Genomic DNA, 20095 nt, shown 5'->3' on the forward strand with positions numbered 1-20095 from the left:
TCGGGGATACCCGAGGCGCGGTGTCATCGCAACAGAGTGCAGGTCCGGACCTGCGATCAGCCGTTCATCAGCTTGGCGGCGGTGGCGATCGAGACGCCGTCGCGGTTGAGCTTGTCGAGCTCCTCGGCCGTCGCGTCGACGGCCTCGGCGATCTGCTCCGGCGTGTGCGCGGCGGAGATGAAGAAGCGCAGGCGCGCCGACTTCTCCGGCACGCCCGGCGGGATGATCGGGAAGGCGTTGATGCCGCGCTCGAGCAGCTTCTCGGCCAGCACGACCGTCTTCAGGCTGTCACCGACGACGACGGGCGTCACCGCGAAGCCCCAGCTCGAGCCGACGTCGAGGTCCTTCGCCCGGGCGCGCTCGATGAAGGCGCGGCCGTTCGCCTGCAGGCGCGCGACGCGCTCCGGCTCGCGGGCCATCAGTTCCAGCGCCTTGGTCGAGGCGACGGCGTTGGCGGCCGGCATGCCGACCGAATAGACCATGCCCGGCGCCATGAACTTCAGATATTCGACCAGCGCCTTGGAGCCGGCGATGTAGCCGCCGCAGGAGACCAGCGACTTCGACAGCGTGCCGAGCCAGATGTCGACCCGCTTCGGATCGACGCCGGCTTCCTCGAAGATGCCGCGACCGGTCTTGCCGAGCACGCCGATCGAGTGGGCCTCGTCGACCATCAGCCAGGCGCCCCAGCGCTCCTTGATGTCGACGATGCGGGCGAGATCCGGCCCGTCGCCGTCCATCGAATAGAGGCCCTCGACGACGATCAGCACGCGCTCGTAGGACGCGCGTGTCGAGGCGAGGATCGCCTCGAGCTGGTCGAGATCGTTGTGCTGGAAGATGCGCCGCGCCGCGCCGGAGAGCTGGGCGCCGACGACCACGCAATTGTGCATGAGCACGTCGTGGACGATCAGATCCTTCGGGCCGACCAGCGCCGCAATCGTGGAGACGGCCGTCGCGTGGCCGCTGACGAAGGCGATCGCGTCCTCGGTCTCGTAGCAGGCGGCGAGCGCGCCTTCGAGCTCGCGATGGAAATGCCGCTCGCCGGCGGTGATGCGGCTCGCCGAGACGCTGGTGCCCCATTCGGCCGCGGCCCTGGCGACGGCTTCGGTGATCTCGGGATGACCGTTGAGGCCGAGATAGTCGTAGGACGCGAAGTTCACGACCGGGCGGTTGCCGATGACGCTGGTCGCGCCGGCCCGGGCCGCGTGCTCGCGGTAGAACGGGTTCGACAGGCCGAGCACGTCGGCGGCGGCGCGCTGGGTCTTCAGCTGGGCATAGCCCGGCAGCGTGTCGAAGCCGGTGTTCCAGCGCTTCGCCTGGGCCACCGGGGCCGCCGGGGCGGTCTCGGCCTTGGGCGTGCCCTTGCGCATCTTGTCGAGCAGGGCGCCACGCTCCGCGCTCGACAGACGGTTCATTCCCGCATCGCGACTCATAGCAGTCCTTTGGTCACCTGCCGGCGTGCCTCGATGGCCTCGGCCACCGGCGCCAGATGCTGCAGCTCGACGCTGTCGTCCTCGGTGTGGGTGGCGAGCAGGCCCTTCTGCGTCGCCTCGACCGAAGCGCCGTCACCCTCGGCCTTGTCGTCGGCCTTGATGTTGGCGATCAGCTTGGCGGCGAGGTCGGAGAGATTGCGCACCGAGGTGATGGCGACGAGCGGCAGTTCGACGCCGAACTTCTTCTCGACGTTCATCCGAAGCTCGAGCGCCATCAGCGAGTCCATGCCGAGCTCGCCGAGCGGCCGGAACAGGTCGATCTCCTCGGCGGCCAGACGCAGGATGCGCGCGACCTCCGCGGCGATCAGCTCGCCGACGATGCGGCGGGCATCCGCCTCGTTGTTCTCGTGCACGATCGCCGCGAGATCGATGCCGCCGCCGGCCTCGGCCGCATCGCCACCCTGGAACAGGTCGCGGAACGTCGGGGTCTGCAGGAGCTTGAGGTCGCGGGTCGCGGCGCCGGCGCGGATGTCGGCGCAGTAGACGGTCGGGGCGTGTGGCCCGGCCAGGATCTGGCCGAGGTGACGCAGCGCGTCCTTGACCGGCAGGCCGACCACGCCGGTGACGCGTTCGAGCTTCTTGGCGGTCTCGACGTCGCGGGCGAGCACGCCGGCGTCGGCGATGGCGCCCCAGGCGACCGCGAGGCCGGGAAGCCCCTCGGCGCGGCGGGCGCGCATGACGCCCTGGATGTAGGCGTTGGCCGCCACATAGGCCGCCTGACCCGGGTTACCGATCAGCGTCGTCGCCGACGAGAAGCCGACGAAATACTGCAGGTCGTGGCCGCGGGTCGCGCGGTCGAGGTGGCCGATGCCGTCGATCTTCGGCGCCAGCACGGCGGTGAGCCGGTCGGCGTCGAGATTGGCGATGAAACCGTCGTCGAGCACCATGGCGGTGTGCATGACGCCGGCGAGCGGGCCATGCTGGGCGGTCACGCGGGCGATCAGCGCTTCCACATCGGCGGCGTTGGTCGCGTCGACCTTCTCGACCGCGAGCGTCACGCCCTTGCGGCCGAGCGCGGTGACGCGCTTTTCGAGCGCGGCATCGGCGAGTTCGCCGCGGCGCGACGCCACGACGATGGTCTTTGCGCCCTGATCGGCGAGCCAGGCGGCGGTTTCGAAGCCGAAGCCGCCGGTGCCGCCGACCACGAGGTGTACGCCCTCGGCCTTGGCGCGGAAGCGGCGGTCGGGATCGACCGCCGGGACCGGCTCGGCCGGCGGACGCACCACGATCTTGCCGACATGGGCGGCCGACTGCATGGTCCGGAACGCCGCGCCGATCTCGCTCGCGTCGAAGGCGCGATAGGGGAGCGGCGCGAGGTCGCCGCGCGCGAAGGCACGGCCGAGGTCGCGCATCGTGCGGTTGGCGATCGACTTCGAGCCGGCCAGGAGCTGGTCGACGTCGACGCCGTAGTAGGTGATGTTGCGCCGGAAGGGCCGCAGGCCCATCGCGGTGTTGGCGACGTAGTCGCGCTTGCCGAGCTCGATGAAGCGGCCGAACGGATTGACGAGCTTGATGCTCGCCAGCATCGCGTCGCCGAACAGCGAGTTCAGCACCACATCGACGCCGCCGATGTCGGCACGGATCTCGTCCGCGAAGGAGAGATTGCGCGAGTTGTAGATCTTCTCGGCGCCGAGCAGCTTCACCAAGGCCCGCTTATCGGCCGAGCCGACGGTCGCGGCGACGCGGGCACCGCGCATGCGGGCGATCTGGATCGCCGCGAGGCCGACGCCGCCGGCCGCGCCGTGGATCAGCACCCACTCGCCCTTCTTGAGCTTGGCGAGCTCGATCAGCGCGTACCAGGCGGTCAGGAACGCCACCGGGATCGTCGCCGCGGCGACCGTGTCGACGCCCTCCGGCACCGGCACGAACACCGTCTGGTCGGCGGTCACATGGGTCGCGAAAGCTTCGGCCGCGAAGCCCATCACCCGGTCGCCCGGCTTGAAGGCCTTGACGCGGTTGCCGACCGAGACCACCCGGCCGGCGCATTCGAAGCCGAACACGGCGCCGGCGAGGCCCTCGTCGAGCACGTCGTCGTCGAGCAGGCCCATCGCCAGCATCACGTCACGGAAATTGAGGCCGGTCGCGTCGACCTCGACCTCGATCTCGTTGCCCTTCGGCGCGCGGCGGGTGGTGCCGGACCAGACGAACTGCGAGAGAGCGCCCTTCTGCGGCAGCTCGAGCCGCGCGGCCGGCGCGGTCTCGACGGTGCCTTCGGTCGAGAGGCCGCGACCGGCGCGCAGCGCCGACAGGCCACGGGCGTCGAGGAGCACTTCGCTCTCGGCGCCGGGGGCGTCCATCAGCGCGGTCAGGCGCGAGGCCGCCTCGGCGGACGACAGCTCGGCCGCGAGGTCGACCAACCTCAGATCGACGGCCGGGTACTCGTTGAGCGCGACACGGGCGAAGCACCAGACCGCCTCGGCGACCGGATCGATCGAGGCGCCGGGACGCGAGACCGCGCCGGAGGTGATCACCCAGAGCCGCGGCGAGACGCCGGCGGCAGCCGCGGCCTCGAGGATCGCGGCGACGGTGCCGACGGCCCGTTCGACGCGGGCGCGCTCCGAGCCGGTGGTATCGAGCGCGGAGAAGTCGACGATGTCGAGCGTGGCGCCGGCCGGGACGGCGGCGAGGGCCGTGGCCCAGGCCGCCTTGTCGGCACCGGCGCGGCTCGCGTCGGCCGGGACCGAGCGGGCGGCGCGGAGCGTGAGGTCGATCGCCTCGGCCACATCGCCATGAGCCGCGCCGATCAGCGCAGTGCCGGTCGCAGGTGCGGAACCGGCGACTTCGGCCGGCGCGGAGGCCAGCGTCACGGTGCCGGTGCCGTCGCCGATCGGGTGATGGGCGATGGCGCCGAAGCCGGCATGCAGCAGGCGCTGCTCGCTCTCGCCCGGCAGCGGCACGCGGTCGACCGGCAGTTCCGGATCGATCGTGCGCGCGAACCAGCCGGGCGTGGCGCCGAACAGCACGTTGAGGATGTCGTTCGCCGGCGGATGCAGCACGGCGAGACGGGCGCCGGGCTCCAGACGCGCCGCGATGGCGCGGCCGAGCGCCTCGTCCTCGCCGAACAGCGGATCAACCGCGAAGGCGAGACCGATATCGAAGCGGCGATCGTCCGGCTTTCCGTCCGCGCCGACCTCGAGATAGTCGATGCCGGCGAGCGCGCCGACGCGGGCCTCGACGTGGTCGAGCCCCTTGCGGGTGGTGCCGGCGACGGTCAGCGCGATGCGACCGGCGCGGACCTCGGCGAGCAGCGCGAAGACGAGGCCGATGCAGTTCGGCTCGGCGATCAGCACACGGACCGGTTCGCCGGCGGTCTCGGCGAGCGAGACCGCGAGCTTGCGGCCAGCCTCGAAGGCCGGGGCGAACAGGAGCGAGTCGATCTCGAACTGCTCGATCAGCGGCGCGCGCGGCTGGATCGGCTCGCCGCGGGCGAGCGCCGTCTCCAGCGTGGCGAGCGCCTGCGAGGCGAGCACGATCTCGGCGCTGGCGCTCGGGGTCTCGACCGTGAAGGTCGACAGGATCGTCTCCGGATCCGGCAGGCCCGAATCCCGCTCGATCGTCCAGATGCCGTCGTTCTCGTGCGCGAGCCCGGCGTCGGCGAGCACCTTCAGGAGCGCCGCCGCGAGCGGCAGCATGGCGGCCGAGACGCGGTCCTTGGTGGCGAGTTCGGAGAAGGCGAAGGGGCCGACACCCATCAGATCGAGTACGATGCGATGGGCGAGCGAACGGGCGAAGGCGCCGAGCAGCAGCCAGCTGTCGGGGCGGTCCTGGCCGGTCGCAGCCGCGACCGAGGCATCGACGGCGGCCGCGAGCGCGGCGCCGCCCTCGGCGCGACGCACCAGCGTCGGCTCGAGGTTGAAGTAGAAGTCGTCGCCGTTGGCGCGCGACAGCACCACCTCGCGGAACAGGCCGCCGTTGAGCACCGCGACGATGCGATCGGCTTCGTCCATCAGCCAGATCGACACGGTCATCGAATGACCGGTCTCGCGCTCGAGCAGCAGCTTGGCGTGGTGGATCTCGGCGCCGTCGCGGAACACGGTCAGGCGGGCGAAGCGCACCGGCAGGTACGAGCGCTTGACGCCCTCGATCACCGTCATGGTGTGGAACAGCGGATGGAAGGCCGCATCGAGCGAGGCCGGATGCAGCACATGCGTCCGCTCGTAGAGACCGGTGCCGCCGGAGGCCGGGGCGAGCGCGATGTCCATCTCGGTCGCGTTGCGCTTCATGCCGCGCGCGAGCCGGAAATGCGGGCCGTAATCGAGACCGGCCTGCAGGGCGAGGTCGTAGATCTCGGCCTCGTTCGCCTTCATGCGCATCGGCTTCGACGAGAACTCCGGACCGCGCGGGCCGCTCGGCGTCACGCCGATGCGGCCGCGGGCGTGCAGCGTCCACTCGTCGCCGGCGAAGCGCGGGCGGCTCCAGACCTCGACGACGTCGGTATCGTCGTTGTGGCGGACGGAGACCTCGCGCATCGAGTCGGTCTGCAGGACCATCGCCTGCATGATGTCGAAGTCTTCGAGCGTCAGCGCGCCGTCGGGGAAGATTTCGCGCGCGGCGGCCAGCACCATCTCGGCGAGGCCGGCACCCGGCATCAGGATCTCGCCGTCGACCTTGTGGTCGGCGAGGTAGGGCACGGTCGCCGGGTCGACGAGGTTGCGCCACTCCGGCGTACCCTGGACGAGGCGGGCGCCGAGCAGCGGATGGCGCGGCGAGGCGCCGTAGATGTCGAGCGCCTCCGACGTCGTATGCATGACGAAGGATTTGCGCTGCCACTGGTAGGTCGGCAGCGACACGCGCCGGGTCGGGCGCGGGCCGAACAGGCGATCGTCGTCGAGCCGGGCGCCGCGGACGAGCGCGCGGGCGATGGTCGCGCGCACCGGATCGATCGCGTCCTGCTCTTCCTTCTCGACGAAGCTCGGCACGCAATCGGCGTTCGAGCCGATGGTGCGCAGCGTGTCGCGGATGTTGCCGAGCAGGATCGGCCGGGCGCCGACCTCGACGAACAGGCCGATGCCGCGTTCGGCCGCGGCCTCGATGCCGGCCTTGAAGCGGACCTGTTCGCGGATGTTGCGCCACCAGTAGCGGCCGTCGAGCTCGTGGCCGTCGAGGACCTTGCCCTCGACGGTCGACACGAAGGCGATGTCCGAATCGTGCGGCGCCAGCGTCTCCAGCGCCTTGTGCATCGAGCCTTCGATGCCGGCGAGGATCGAGGAGTGGAACGGATAGTCGAGATCGAGCACGCGCACGGCGATGCGCTTCGACTTCGAGGCCTTCGAGAAGGCCTCGATGCCGGCGACCGTGCCGGAAAGCGTGACCGCGTTCGGGCTGTTGACCGCGGCGACCTCGACATCCGGGATGCCGAATTCGGCGATGGCGGCGAGCGCGTCGGCCTCGCCGACATTGGCGACCGCCATCTTGCCGAGGCCGCGCACGGCCTCCTGCTGTTCCGAACGGCGATAGATCAGGCGCACGGCTTCAGCCAGCGACAGCGCGCCGGCGCATTCGGCCGCGGCGACCTCGCCGACCGAGTGGCCGAGCGTGACGGAGGGCTTCAGGCCGTAGTCGGCGAAGGCCGCGGCGGCGGCCGACTGCACGACGAACAGCATCGGCTGGGCGACGGCGGTCAGCTTCAGGCGCGCGGCCAGATTCGGATCGTGCATCGCCTCGATCAGCGACCAGCCGGCGAGCGGCTTGAACAGCGCGTCGATCTGCTGGCAGCGCTCGCGGAACACGGGGTTGCGGGCGTAGGCGGCGCGGCCCATGCCCGGCCACTGGCAGCCGTTGCCGGTGAAGACGAAGCCGATCTCCGGCGGGGTCGACGGCGCGGTGCCGTAGGTGATGCCGGGGCCGTCGCCGTTCTCGGCGAAGCCGCGCAGGCGCTCGATCGTGCGTTCGGACGAGGCGACCGGGATCGCGAGGCGATGCGAGAGGCGATCGCGCGTATGAGCGGCGGCCGAGGCGATCTCGGCGACGCCGAGCTTGTCCTCGGCGACGAGATCGGCGTAGCGGCGCGCGGTCTCGGCGAGCGCATCGCGGGTCTGCGCCGACAGGATCAGGAACTCGCCCGGCTTGCCGGCGAGCTTGGCGCCGTGACCGCGCTCCTCCTGCGTCGGCTCGCGCATCACCACGTGGGCGTTGGTGCCGCCGAAGCCGAAGGAGGAGATGCCGCAGTGCAGCAATTCGGCGCCGAGCGTGACCGGCTCGGTGGCGAGCTGCAGGTTCAGCTTGTCGAAGTCGATCAGCGGGTTCGGCTTCTCGACGTGGAGCGAGCGCGGCAGTTCGCGATGCTCCATCGCGAGCAGCGACTTCAGCATGCCGGCGAGGCCGGAGGCCGGCTCCAGGTGACCGATGTTCGACTTCACCGAGCCGATCGGCAGCGGCTTGGAGCGGCGCTGGCCGAGCGCCTCGCCGATGGCGGTCGCCTCGGCCGGGTCGCCGACGCGGGTGCCGGTGCCGTGGGCCTCGACGAAGGAGAGCTTCTCCGGGTCGATGCCGGCGCGGCCGTAGACGGTGTCGAGCAGGCGGCGCTGGCCCTCGGCCGAAGGCAGCGAGATGCCCGAGGTGCGGCCGTCCGAATTGAGCCCGGAGGCGAGCACCATGGCTCGCGGCAGCCAGCCCCGCGACTTGGCGGAATCGGCGCGACCGATCAGCATCGCGACAGCGCCCTCGGCGCGCACGTAGCCGTCGCCCTCGGCCGAGAACGACCGGCAGAGGCCGGTCGGCGACAGCATCGAGGCGCGCGAGAAGCCGATGAACGACGCCGGCGACAGGAGCAGGTTCACGCCCGCGACGACGGCGAAGTCGACGCGGCCGCTCTCGACCGCGGCCATGGCCTCGGCAAAGGCGACCAGCGACGACGAGCAGGCGGTGTCGACCGTGAAGCTCGGACCGTGCCAGTCGTAGACGTAGGAGATGCGGTTGGAGACGATCGACAGCGTGTTCCCGGTCATGAAGTGTGACTCGAGAGACGCCGGATCGGTGGCGTGGAGATTGCCGTAGTCGAGGCTCGATGCGCCGACATAGACGCCGACCTGTTCGCCGGCGAGGCTCGACGGCGCGATGCCGGCGTTCTCGAGCGCTTCCCAGACGACCTCGAGCAGCAGGCGCTGCTGCGGATCGATCTGCGCGGCCTCGCGTGGCGAGATGCCGAACACGCTCGGATCAAAGGAGAGGGGTTCGGCGAGATAACCGCCGCGGAACGTGTAGCTGAAGCCGGGTTCCTGCAGGCGCGGGTGCTGGAACCGCTCGGGCCGCCAGCGGCCTTCGGGCAGCGGACCGACCGCGCAACGGCCTTCGCTGAGAAGGCGCCAGAATTCATTCTGATCGGCGGCGCCCGGGAGGCGGCAGGCTGCGCCGAGGATGGCGACCGCGTGTTGATCTTTCGGGGTTCTGCTGAATGAAGAAGCCATTACGTCCGGAACTCGCAACGGGCCAAATCCCTGCCGGGACAATAGTCAAGCCGTATCCCATGGCGCGAACGCCACGGCATACCCCGGCTTGTCAGCTCAATTTCGGGAACGCATCAATCCTAGCCCCCAGGGGCGGCAATCTAGAGGAACCGGACTCGTTCGTCCAGCAGCGACGCCGCAGTGCACAGCGGCGCGGATGCGAAGCCTGCCGGATTTGATTCAAACTTTCCAATTATCGTACACAGGAGAAGGTGCCCGGGTGATGCGACTCGGTTCGCCGGTCCACCTGTGGGTAACCTCGGGCGGGTCTGTGGTCCGGTGGTCACACCGAGGTACTAATGCCCGTGTGGCGGACGCCAGTCCGGTCGGAGCCTTGGTCTCGGACCAATGGTGCGGTATGCGGGATGCGAAATTCGGAGATCGGGGTCCCCTATGTCGAATTTGAAGACGACGAGTGTGTTGGCTGTTCTCGTCGGTGCTCTTTGGCTGAATGGGTGTTCCTCCCTGCCGTCCCAGGGCCCCTCGGCCGCCAAGGTCGAAAGCGATGCGACCTCCCAGGCCGGTGAACGCAAGTACCTGATCACCGATCTCGACGACCGGACCGTGGCGGTCCTGGAACGTCGTGCTCCGCCGAGCTTCCGCAGCCGCTTCGGCGACTACCGCCCGGCGCCCAATCAGGTCATCGGCGTCGGCGACGCCGTCAACGTGACGATCTGGGAAGCCGCTTCCGGCGGGCTGTTCTCCTCGCAGGCGATCAACGGCATCACGACCGGCTCGCACTCGGCGGTGATCCCCGATCAGATCGTCGCCCGCGACGGTTCGATCACGGTGCCCTACGCCGGACGCATCCGGGTGTCCGGCCTGACGCCGCCGCAGGTCGAAGAAGCGATCGTCAAGAACCTGTCCGGTAAGGCGATCGAGCCGCAGGCGCTCGTGACCGTGTCGCGCAACATCTCGAACACCGTCACCGTCTCGGGCGAAGTGACCAACGGCGCGCGCATCTCGTTGACGCCGCGCGGCGATCGCCTGCTCGACGTCGTCGCGACCGCCGGCGGCATCAAGGCGCCGGTGCACGAGACCTTCATCTCGCTGACCCGCGACAACCAGACTGCGACCGTGCCGTATCAGGCGCTGCTCGCCCGGCCGCAGGAGAACATCTTTGCGCGACCCGGTGACATGCTGACGCTCGTGCGCGAGCCGCAGACCTTCTCGGCGTTCGGTTCGACCGGTCGAAACTCGGTCGTGCCGTTCGACGCGATCGGCATTTCGCTCGAGGAGGCCGTCGCCAAGGTCGGCGGTCTGATCGACAGCCAGGCCGATGCCCAGGGCGTGTTCGTGCTGCGCGCCGAGCCGGCCTCGATCGCGCGCGATCTCGATCCGAGCTACCCGATCGAGCCGGGACAGCAGATCGTCAACGTAGTCTATCGCGCCAACATGAAGGACACGAAGACCTACTTCCTCGCCCGCCGCTTCGCGCTGCGCAACAAGGACATCGTCTACGTCGCGGCCTCGCCGATCAACGAACTGCAGAAGGCGCTGTCGGTCGTCGGAGCGGCCTTCCAGCCGGCAGCCACGGTCGCGGGCTTCTGCTCCAACGTGAAGGGTTGCTGAGCGAGGCGCATGTCTAGCGCCGGATCGTTCGAATCGAGTGATCCGGCGTGACAGTCTTCGCCGCCGCGTTGGCGGGGACGGCCGCCCGGGTTTCGATATCCTAGAGATGTGCGTCGGACGGGTTCGGAACAGAGCGTCTTCGTCATTTGGTGGTCTGGCTACTCCACAGGACAGATGAATCGGACTTGCGGCCGCTCCGCCGGCCTCGGAAAGTCGCCGGAGCGGTGAGGGACGCCGGGCAACGGATTGCGCCAGATTGCTGTTGTCAATCCGTTGCCTTTTTGCCTATTTGTTCGCCGCGAACGCGGGCGTGAGGTCACAGTCCAGGCGTGGTCCTTGGGTTCCAGTGCTCGTGTGCAGTGTGGCTTGCGGAAAATTTGGTCACTTCCGGCGTTTGCTGGGCGTGGTTGTTTGATGGGTTTCTCGGGGCGGAGCTCTCGCCGGCAGCGGCGTTCGGCTCGCCGGTGCCGTTTGCCATTTTCCGTTCCGGGCTTCTGGGGATGTCCATGATCAGACAGGCGGTCATTTTGGTGGGCGGCTTCGGCACGAGGCTGCGCGCGCTCGGGCTCGATTGCCCGAAGCCGCTGGCCGAAATCGCTGGCCGTCCGTTTGTCGAACATGTCATTCGTCATCTCGCACGGTTCGGCGTCAGCGAGATCGTGCTGGTCGCCGGTTACAAGGGCGATATGGTTCGAGACCGCTATGACGGTCGCACACTGTTCGGAGCAAAGCTGCGGGTCGCGATCGAAGCCGTGCCGATGGGCACGGGTGGCGCGCTGACGGTGGTCGATGGCCTGGACGACGTCTTTCTCGTCTCGAACGGCGACTCGCTGTTCGATGCGGACTTGGTCGGGTTTCTGACCAAGCCTCTCGCCGACTGTTCGGCCGGTAGGGTTCTTTTGCGGGAGATCGAGGACGGCTCGCGATACGGCGCTGTGAGCGTCGGTCCGGACGGTCTCGTGGTTGCCTTCGACGAGAAGCGGGAAGGCAGCGGTCGGCAACTAATAAACGCCGGTGTCTATGTTCTGCGGCGAGACGCGGTCGCGGCGACCATCCGGAACGAGCCGACATCGATCGAACGGGACGTGTTTCCGACATGGGTCGCGGACCGGCGCTTGGAGGCCGTGCAGGCGCAAGGCTATTTCATCGATATCGGCCTGCCGGAGACCTTCGAGCAGGCCGGGCGCGAGTTGCTCTCGGTGGTGACAGCGCCGGCCGCGTTCCTGGACCGTGATGGCGTCATCAACGTCGATGCCGATGGCTATTCGCACCGCCCGGAACGCCTCGCGTTCACGCCGACCGCGGTCGAGGGAATCCGGCAGCTCAACAAGGCCGGCTTCTATGTGATCGTCGTCACCAATCAGGCCGGCATCGCCAAAGGGCATTATACCGAAGCCGACATGCACGATTTCCATGCCGAGATCCAGCGGCGGTTGATGTCACAAGACGCTCACATCGATGCGTTCTATCACTGCCCCTATCATCCCGAAGGCACGGTCGAGGTGTTCCGGGAGGATCACGCCGACCGCAAACCGCGTCCGGGCATGATTCTGCGAGCCCTGGCGGATTGGCCCATCCGGACTGAGGGTAGCTTCCTGATCGGCGACAGATCGAGCGATCTGGAAGCAGCGGCGGGGGCTGGCCTGCCGGGTGTACTGGTGACGTCTGATATCTGCGATCTGAAGGCTGTGGCCGAAAGTCAGATCTTGCTGCAACGTGGTTGAGGTTATTCTTAATGTTGACGGTATCGAAATCTCCGCTTCGCGTCAGTTTTTTTGGCGGTGGCACGGATTATCCCGATTATTTCAAACAATTTCCGGGTGCTGTTCTCGGAACGGCGATCGATAAATTCATCTATACGATCATGCTGCCGATGTCGGGGGCGTCGCAGACGAATTACCGGATCACCTACCGCAAGGTCGAGGAGGTGGATCGGATTTCCGATATTCAACATAACGTCATTCGATCGGTCCTGACCGAGTATAAGTACAATGATCCGATGAACATCGCGATCATTTCGGATCTTCCTGGCAATTCCGGCCTCGGGTCGTCTTCGTCGTTCACAGTCGGATTCATCAAGCTGATCTCGCATCTGCAAGGGCGCTCCATCACCAAGCTCGATCTGATGCGCGCCGCCGTTCATATCGAAGCCGACGTCCTGCAGGAGAACGTCGGCATTCAGGATCAGACCCATTCGGCGTTCGGCGGTCTCAATCTCTACCGATTCCAGGGCAACGATTTTTCGATTCAGCCGATCCGCATGACGACTGATAGCCGCGATGCCCTGAACGCGTCGCTATGCCTCGTCTACACGGGGATCGAGCGTTCGGCCTCGGCGACTGTCGAGGAGCAGGTCAAGAAGACCCGCGAGAAGAAGGTCCACAAAGAGCTGACGCATCTCTACGACCTCTGCGAACACGGCGTTCAAGTGCTCGAAGGCAATGATCCCGATCGTATGCTGACCGAACTCGGGCGCCTGCTCGACGACGGCTGGCAGACCAAGCGCAGCCTGTCGTCGGCGATCTCGACGCCGCGCATCGACGAGATCTACGACACGGCCAAGTCGCTCGGAGCCTTCGGCGGTAAATTGTGCGGGGCCGGAGGCGGCGGCTTCATGCTGTTCCTCGCTCCGAAGCATGCGCAGCAGAAGATGCTCGAGACATTCGGTCAGAAGCACTTCGTCAAGATCGCGACCGAGGACAGTGGCGCGGCGATCGTGCGCGATTTCGCCTGACCTGATATTCCGATGCCCGGACGCCCCGCGCAGGGGGCGGCCGGGAACTTGCGGCGGCTGCGCGGCGCGTCGGTAGCACCTGCGTCGACCACCGTGTCCGGAGCCGGCGACTTCGCCCAGAGCGGGCGCGATCAAGGAGAGACGACGTGACTTCGCCTTACTCGGTCGAACTCGAGGCCCACGCGGACCGCGCGCGCCGGTGGATGTTCGAGACCGCGGCGCCGCGGTGGTCGGCGCCGGTGCTCCAGGGGGCGGCGATGTTTCCGGAGCGCTACACGCGCGACGGCATTGCGGATCGGTGCGATCACCGCCTGTTCGTTCAGGCTCGCCACATCTACTCGTTCTGCGCGTTCGGAGAACTCGGTTGGGACGGCCCGTGGCGCGAGCGCTGCAATGCGGCGGTCGACCATCTGATTGCCGTCGGGCGACGTCCGGATGGCTTTTATATCCATAAGTTCTCGTGCGAAGGCGCGGTCGCCGATGCGCGCGCCGACTTTTATGATCAGGCTTTCACTCTGTTCATGTTCGCCCATGCGGGGCGAACATTGGAGCGCCCCGAGCTGTTCGACCATGCGCGTGCGCTGTTCGCGGCCATGGAGCGCGATTGGCGCGATCCGCGCGGCGGCTTTCGCGAAGGCGAGATCGCCGAGTGCCCGCCGCGCCGACAGAACCCTCACATGCATCTGTTCGAGGCGGCGCAGGCTCTTTACGACGCCACGAGAGACGATCGCTGGAACGGTCTCGCGACCGAAATGGCCGATCTTTGCGCGCGGCGCTTCATTGATCCGGAAACCGGGGCTCTGCTCGAATATTTCACCGAGACCCTCGACCGGTTGGACAGTCGTGAAGGCATGATCGTCGAGCCGGGGCATTGCTTCGAATGGGCTTGGCTGTTCGAGCGGCTCGAGGCTCGCGGCCTCGGCGGTGCGGCGACGTCGGACGGGCTGGTCGCCTTCGCACGGGCGAAGGGTATCGATTCCGCGCGCGGCGTCGCGATCAACGAGGTCTATACCGACGGCAACATCCGCTGGGCGAGCGCGCGGCTCTGGCCGCAGACGGAGCGGCTGAAGGCGGCGGTCGCCCGCTACCGGCGCACCGGCGAGGAGGTCGAACTCCGCGAGGCTTGCGCGGCGTTCAGTGGGTTGGCGCGCTATTTCGATCCGAGCGATCGCGGCATCTGGTTCGACAAGCTGCGGCCGGACGGTGGGTTCGAACCTGAGAACGCGCCGGGTAGCTCGCTCTATCATATCACCTGCTCCTATGTGGAGCTGCTGTCGCTGTTTCCGGGGCTCGGACGGGCGCGCTGAGCTAGCCGCAGGCATGGTGCGGGCAAAGGCGTTCGGCCGGGCTCGGACGCCGCCGAATCCGGCCGATTGGCCTGGGGTTCGGCCCCGAATTCGCCGTTCCGGTTATGGTTGCGCGCCCCAATTCGATCGGATAAGTGGGACGCCGTTAGATTTTGAGGTTTTGAACATGGTCATGGGTCTGTCGAGCCAGCCGGCTGCCGTTCCGCTTTCGTCCTACCTCGTTGCGACGGATGCGCCGTTTTCGGCGGTGCTCGAAACGGCGCTGGGCAACGGCCTGGGCGAGGTTCTGATCGTCGACCTCGCGGGGAAGCTTGTCGGCCGTGCCAATGTCGAGAACCTCCGCGCGTCGGTCAGAGACGGCCGCTATACCACGGCGACCGCTGCCGATGTCGCGTCGTCGACGCTGGTCGGCCGTTTGGAGGCCGAGGTCGACGGATCCGGGACGGTCACCGGCGTCCGTGTCGCTCCGACCGGTGCCTTCGTGCCGGTTGCCGAGCCTTGGCTCGGAACGGCCGAATATCGCAATGTGCTCGACGCGTTCCTGTCCGGCTGGATTTCCAGCCAGGGCGAGTACATCCGCACCTTCGAACGCCGGTTCGCCGACTACTGCCAGACCGGCCACGGGGTGGCGGTTTCGAACGGCACGGTCGCGATCCATCTGGCGCTGATGGCGCTCGGCATCGGGCCGGGCGACGAGGTGATCGTGCCGGATCTCACCTTCGCGGCGACGATCAACACGGTGATCATGACCGGCGCCAAGCCGGTGATCGTCGATGTGGATCCCGACACCGGCTGCATGTCGGCCGAGACGATCCGTCCGGCTATTACCGCCGCGACCCGCGCCGTGATCCCGGTTCACGTGTTCGGGCGCCCGGCGCCGATGACTGAGATCTGCGAGCTCGCGCGCGAGCATCGCCTCTATGTGATCGAGGACTGCGCCGAAGCGCACGGTGCGCGCTACGACGGCCGTCCGGTCGGCTCGTTCGGCGACATCTCGACGTTTTCCTTCTTTGCCAACAAGGTGATCACGAGCGGCGAGGGTGGCATTTGCGTGACCAACTCGCCGTTCCTGGCGGACCGCATGCGCGTGCTGCGCGATCACGGCATGCGTCCGGAGCGTCGCTACTGGCACGAGGAAGTCGGCTACAACTACCGCATGACCAACCTGCAGGCCGCAGTGGTCTGCGCGCAGCTCGATCGGATCGACCAGATTCTCGCGACGCGTCAGCGGGTGCAGGATCTCTATGTCGCGGCGATGAGCGATATTCCCGGCGTGCGGTTCCTGACCAAGCTGCCGAACCGTTACATGCCGGTGACCTGGTTCGCCTGCGCGGCGGTACCGGCCGACAAGCGGGCCAAGCTGATCGACGCCTGCCGGAAGGCGAACGTCGATCTGCGCCCCTATTTTCACGGCCTTTCGATGATGCCGGCCTATGCCCGTTGGGCGCGCCCGTGTCCTGTGAGCGAGCGTCTGTCGCTCGAGGGCGTCAACCTGCCCACTTCGCATCTGATCGATGAAATGACCGTGGCGCGTATCGCCGGCGTCTTCCGCGAGACGCTTGCTGCCTGACGACGTCGGTGCGCATGCGCCGGAATAACGGAGACTGGAACTGATGACTTATCGTGTTTTGATTACCGGTGGTGCGGGTTATCTCGGCGGCATGCTGGTGCCGCGCCTGCTCGATGCGGGCCATCAGGTCGACGTAGTCGACACGTTCCCCAACGGCGACACGGTGCTCGCGACCCATTGCGCGAACCCGAACTTCACGCCGTACAAGGGTGACGCGCGTAACGAGGAGTTCATGGCGCCTCTGGTTGCCAAGGCCGACGTGATCATCCCCCTTGCCGCGCTGGTCGGCGCGCCGCTGTGCAAGCAGGATCCGATCGGTGCCACCAGCACCAATCTCGACGCGATCCGGATGCTGGTCAAACTCGTCTCGGGTGACCAGAAGCTGCTCTATCCGACGACCAACTCGGGCTATGGCATCGGCGAGAAGGGTGTCGAGTGCACGGAAGACACTCCGCTGCGGCCGATCTCGCTCTACGGTACGACCAAGACCGATGCCGAGAAGGCCGTGCTCGATTCGGGCAAGGGTTTGACCTTCCGTCTCGCTACGGTGTTCGGCATGGCGCCGCGCATGCGCATCGACCTGCTGGTCAACGACTTCACCTGGCGCGCTGTGACCGATCGCGCCGTGGTCATCTTCGAAGGCCACTTCAAGCGCAACTACATCCATGTGCGCGACATCGCCAAGGTCTTCCATCACGGCATCGATAATTTCGAGGCGATGAAGGGGCGGCCCTACAATGTCGGCCTTTCCGACGCCAACCTGTCGAAGCTCGAGCTCTGCGCCGAGATCAAGAAGCAGGTTCCGAACTTTGTCTATCTCGAGGCGCCGATCGGTGAGGATCCGGACAAGCGCGACTACATCGTCTCGAACGCGCGTATCGAGTCAACCGGCTTCAAGCCCGAGTTCTCGCTCGAGCGTGGCATCGCCGAGCTGATCAAGGGGTACAAGATGCTCAGGAATTCGCGTTACGCGAACGTCTGACGTCGTTCACTGAGGCACTTCGACCCCGTTTCGTATTCGGGGTCGAAGTATAATTACGTTGTAATGTGTTTGATCGTCGGCAATTATGCCTAATTGGCGGATTTCTTGTGTTGACCGTCGATCAAAATTCGTGCAATTTTGTTTCCATCGTTGGTGCGGTTAGCGGTCTTCTTCCGCTCAGTTGACTGGTGGTCTTAATTTTGTCCGCAGCTCTCAAAATAGCGATCATCCCGCCGCGTCGGATGACGATATCGATTGGGTGGCGCATCGAAGCCTTGGCCAAGGCGCTCTTGCGCGATGCCCTTGCTTCGGGACGTGAGGCTTCGATCGTGATCGCGGCTGCCCGCGATGAAGCGGGCGAGGTCGGTGCCAGCCGGACCTTGTCGAGCGTGGCGCTCGCAGAGTCGTTCGAACGGGACGGCCTTCCGGTCCCGCAACTGCGCCCCTTCCGCTGGGTCCGGCTCGATGCACGTGAAGCCAAGCGGATGTTTCCGTACACGCGGTTCGACTTCGGCCCTTATCAGTCCATCAACGTCGCGGCCGACTGGGGCTGGAACTTCGAGGACTGCGATGCCTGGATCGTTTGTAACGATCCGACCGTCGGGCCGATCGCGCAGTTCAAACCGAGTTTCGTCTATTTCGCCGAGAGTTCGCAGCGCCACAAACCGTCGTTGCTGACGTTGCGGGGCGTGTCGAACGATCCCGCGTCCGATCTCGCCTACGCCGTCAACGTGCGGCGCGCCGCCGGTGTGATCGCCAGTGAGACGATCCTCTCGGATGACATCTGCAGCTTGCTCGGAATTTGGCACCACAAGACGGTGCTGATCGATCCGCTGTTGCCGGAGGCTGGGGTGGGCGTCGCTTCGCTGCCGCAGCGTGCCCTCGATGCCGAGGCGAGGGCGCGGGTGTCGGTGCTCCTGCATACGCTGGACCGCCAGGATCTTGCCGTGCTTGCCGAAGCGATCGGCGCGCTTTCCGAACGCGGCGTGCCGATTGATTGGCGTTTTGCCGTCGACAGATCGGTGATTGCCGCGTCGGCGCCGCATCTGGCGACCTTTGTCGACTGGATGCGGCCGCTCGGTATCGTACCCCCTTCCGATGATCTGATCGTCGGCCTTCATTCCGTCTCGGATCTGCGCCGCTTTGTGGCCGAGAGCGAGGCGATCGTGTCGTTCGATGCGACGCCCGGCGAAGACGAGGCGCTCTTGCTTGCCGCGGCAGTCGGGCGGGTTTCGGTCGTGCCGGATCTGCCGCATCGACACGCGGTGGCGACAGGTTTCGGTGCGCGGGTGTCAACCTATCAGTACGGACACTGCAGCAGCTTGGTGTCGGCCATTGCCGACGCGCTCGCGCACGGCCGATCGCACGGCAGCGCTGCCGCGCGGGCCGTTTACCGCTCCGAAGAGCGGCGCGGCGGCATGCAAGCGTTGTTGGGTCGAATCGTTGAATTCGAAAACCTGGACCGGGACATCCATGTCTGAGCGAACGAAGGACTCCGACGGCAGGCGGTTTTCGATCGGCCTCTGGTCGGAAATCCCGGCAGGCGGCCGGTGGGCCAACGAAGGCATCAGCCGGATGCTCGGCTTCCTGATCGAGGGCGCAGCCAAGACGCACAAGTATAAGTTTTGCGTGTGTGTGTCCAACGGGCTTGGACGCGTCGTCCGCGACGACTTTAGTGCGCTCGCGGCTGTCGAATACATCGATTGGGAGGTGTTCGAGACGCCGGATCGTGTGGCGCTGCAAACGACTACCGAGCAGCGAGACCTGATTTCCAAGTTCGGGCTCGTCGATGGCCTGGTGCAGCAGGCTCTCTACGCGAACCAGTCGGTGCCGGTGGACGCCTGGATCATTCCACATCCGCATTTCACCACGGCCGTACTGCTGGATAAGCCCCGGGCGACGCTCGTCGCCGACGCCATCCCGTTCGATTTCTCGGTCGCTTGGCGGGGCACGCACTACTTTGGCGACAATGGGCATTGGACCCGCTGGCAGCGCAACGTCAGCGCGGCGCTCGCAACCTCCGACGTCGTCGTCACCCATTCGATGCACAATGCGCTGAAGGCGCTGATCGAGCTTCTGAACTGCCCGCCAGAGCGTCTGATCATTCTTCCGAATGCGGCGGTCGATATCATCGAGAGCCTGCCGTGGCTCAAGGAGCGTAGGCGCACGACGGAGACTCGGCTACGGGCCCATGCCATCGTGCGGGAGTATTTCCATCAGCATGGTCCGGCCTATTTGGCCGATTTCCCGTTCGAGGAACACGACTATTTGGTCATTTCCACCCGCGATCGACCGCAGAAGAACATCGTCAAGATCGTCGAGGCAGTGGCCACGCTCAATCGGAAGAAGAACCGGAACCTCAAGATCATCACGACGGCTCATATCGAGCATGGTGAATGGACGCGGCTGCCGGACTTCATTTCGGGCGAGCGTTATCATCTCGATTTCATTTCGACGCCCGATCTTCCTCGAGACGTTCATGCCGCGCTCTATCATGGGTCGGTGATGTCGATCCATTCGTCCTTCTTCGAGGGCGGCACGGGCGGCTTTCCCTTCTTCGAGTCGAACAGCGTCGGCGTGCCCGGGGCGCAGGCGTTCGGGCCGCATGTCGACGAATTGCTCGACTACATGCCGACCATTCGTCCGTACTGCTTCGACCCCTATGACACCAACGATGTCATCCGCGCGATCGAGCTGGTGTTGGATCATCGCGAAGAGGCGCTGCAGATCCAGAGTGAGGCCTATCAGCGACACAGTTCGGTTTACGACTGGACGCATGTCGTGAATGCCTGGGGGCGGGCGTTGTTCGGCGAGACCGCGGCGGGGCCGTTCTTCGCCGGCCCGACCGCGGGTATTTTCGGCGCCTATTCGTTCGCTGAGGAGATGGCACGGCAGAAGGCTGACGGTGCTGCGCTCGAGCCGGACAGGTTCAACGGGAATGCCGCCTGATCGAGGTCATCGGCCCGGCCTGCGGTGCTCGGCCGACGTGCATGCC

At 66.5% G+C, this 20095-nt stretch carries 10 protein-coding genes; 8 read left to right on the forward strand and 2 right to left on the reverse strand.

Going from position 1 to position 20095, the window contains the following annotated elements:
* Nucleotides 1-56: 56 nt before the first annotated feature.
* Together ABS361_22400 and ABS361_22405 are read right to left on the reverse strand one after the other, a co-directional pair.
* Nucleotides 57-1412, reverse strand: coding sequence for an aminotransferase class I/II-fold pyridoxal phosphate-dependent enzyme (locus ABS361_22400; protein XBY44708.1), 1356 nt, complete (start codon nucleotides 1410-1412; stop codon nucleotides 57-59).
* 14 nt (nucleotides 1413-1426) lie between these two features.
* Nucleotides 1427-8896 carry an SDR family NAD(P)-dependent oxidoreductase gene (locus tag ABS361_22405; protein ID XBY44709.1) on the reverse strand — a complete coding sequence of 2490 codons (7470 nt, stop codon included), beginning with the start codon at nucleotides 8894-8896 and terminating at the stop codon, nucleotides 1427-1429.
* Between the two features lie 456 nt (nucleotides 8897-9352).
* Here ABS361_22405 and ABS361_22410 point away from each other — a divergent pair, with 456 nt between their 5' ends.
* From ABS361_22410 to ABS361_22445, 8 genes are all read left to right on the forward strand, one after another.
* On the forward strand, nucleotides 9353-10507 hold the full coding sequence (locus tag ABS361_22410; protein ID XBY44710.1) for a polysaccharide biosynthesis/export family protein: 1155 nt from the start codon (nucleotides 9353-9355) through the stop codon (nucleotides 10505-10507).
* Nucleotides 10508-10884: 377 nt separating this feature from the next.
* The gene (locus tag ABS361_22415; GenBank protein ID XBY44711.1) at nucleotides 10885-12231 is read left to right on the forward strand and encodes an HAD-IIIA family hydrolase; all 1347 of its coding nucleotides are present in this window, start codon (nucleotides 10885-10887) and stop codon (nucleotides 12229-12231) included.
* Nucleotides 12232-12242: 11 nt separating this feature from the next.
* Nucleotides 12243-13241 carry a hypothetical protein gene (locus ABS361_22420; GenBank protein XBY44712.1) on the forward strand — a complete coding sequence of 333 codons (999 nt, stop codon included), beginning with the start codon at nucleotides 12243-12245 and terminating at the stop codon, nucleotides 13239-13241.
* Nucleotides 13242-13444: 203 nt separating this feature from the next.
* Nucleotides 13445-14548, forward strand: a complete 1104-nt coding sequence (locus ABS361_22425) for an AGE family epimerase/isomerase (protein XBY44713.1) — start codon at nucleotides 13445-13447, stop codon at nucleotides 14546-14548.
* Nucleotides 14549-14714: 166 nt separating this feature from the next.
* A complete protein-coding gene (locus ABS361_22430) occupies nucleotides 14715-16118 on the forward strand; it encodes a DegT/DnrJ/EryC1/StrS family aminotransferase (protein XBY44714.1) in 1404 nt (467 codons plus the stop codon).
* A gap of 43 nt (nucleotides 16119-16161) precedes the next feature.
* Entirely contained in the window at nucleotides 16162-17100 is a 939-nt protein-coding gene (locus ABS361_22435) for an NAD(P)-dependent oxidoreductase (GenBank protein XBY44715.1), read from the forward strand.
* A gap of 275 nt (nucleotides 17101-17375) precedes the next feature.
* Nucleotides 17376-18581, forward strand: coding sequence for a hypothetical protein (locus ABS361_22440; GenBank protein ID XBY44716.1), 1206 nt, complete (start codon nucleotides 17376-17378; stop codon nucleotides 18579-18581).
* Nucleotides 18574-20049 carry a hypothetical protein gene (locus tag ABS361_22445; protein XBY44717.1) on the forward strand — a complete coding sequence of 492 codons (1476 nt, stop codon included), beginning with the start codon at nucleotides 18574-18576 and terminating at the stop codon, nucleotides 20047-20049. Before ABS361_22440 ends, ABS361_22445 begins: the two co-directional genes overlap by 8 nt.
* The last annotated feature ends 46 nt before the right edge of the window (nucleotides 20050-20095 follow it).

The organism is Ancalomicrobiaceae bacterium S20, from assembly GCA_040269895.1.
Classification (GTDB): Bacteria; Pseudomonadota; Alphaproteobacteria; order Rhizobiales; family Ancalomicrobiaceae; genus Methyloraptor; species Methyloraptor flagellatus.

Bases quoted from the DNA above. Each gene is read 5' to 3' on its own strand.
- ABS361_22435 (XBY44715.1), top strand. From the start codon at position 16,162: ATGACTTATCGTGTTTTGATTACCGGTGGTGCGGGTTATCTCGGCGGC.
- ABS361_22430 (XBY44714.1), top strand. From the start codon at position 14,715: ATGGTCATGGGTCTGTCGAGCCAGCCGGCTGCCGTTCCGCTTTCGTCC.
- ABS361_22405 (XBY44709.1), bottom strand. From the start codon at position 8,896: ATGGCTTCTTCATTCAGCAGAACCCCGAAAGATCAACACGCGGTCGCC.
- ABS361_22400 (XBY44708.1), bottom strand. From the start codon at position 1,412: ATGAACCGTCTGTCGAGCGCGGAGCGTGGCGCCCTGCTCGACAAGATG.
- ABS361_22445 (XBY44717.1), top strand. From the start codon at position 18,574: ATGTCTGAGCGAACGAAGGACTCCGACGGCAGGCGGTTTTCGATCGGC.
- ABS361_22420 (XBY44712.1), top strand. From the start codon at position 12,243: ATGTTGACGGTATCGAAATCTCCGCTTCGCGTCAGTTTTTTTGGCGGT.
- ABS361_22425 (XBY44713.1), top strand. From the start codon at position 13,445: ATGTTCGAGACCGCGGCGCCGCGGTGGTCGGCGCCGGTGCTCCAGGGG.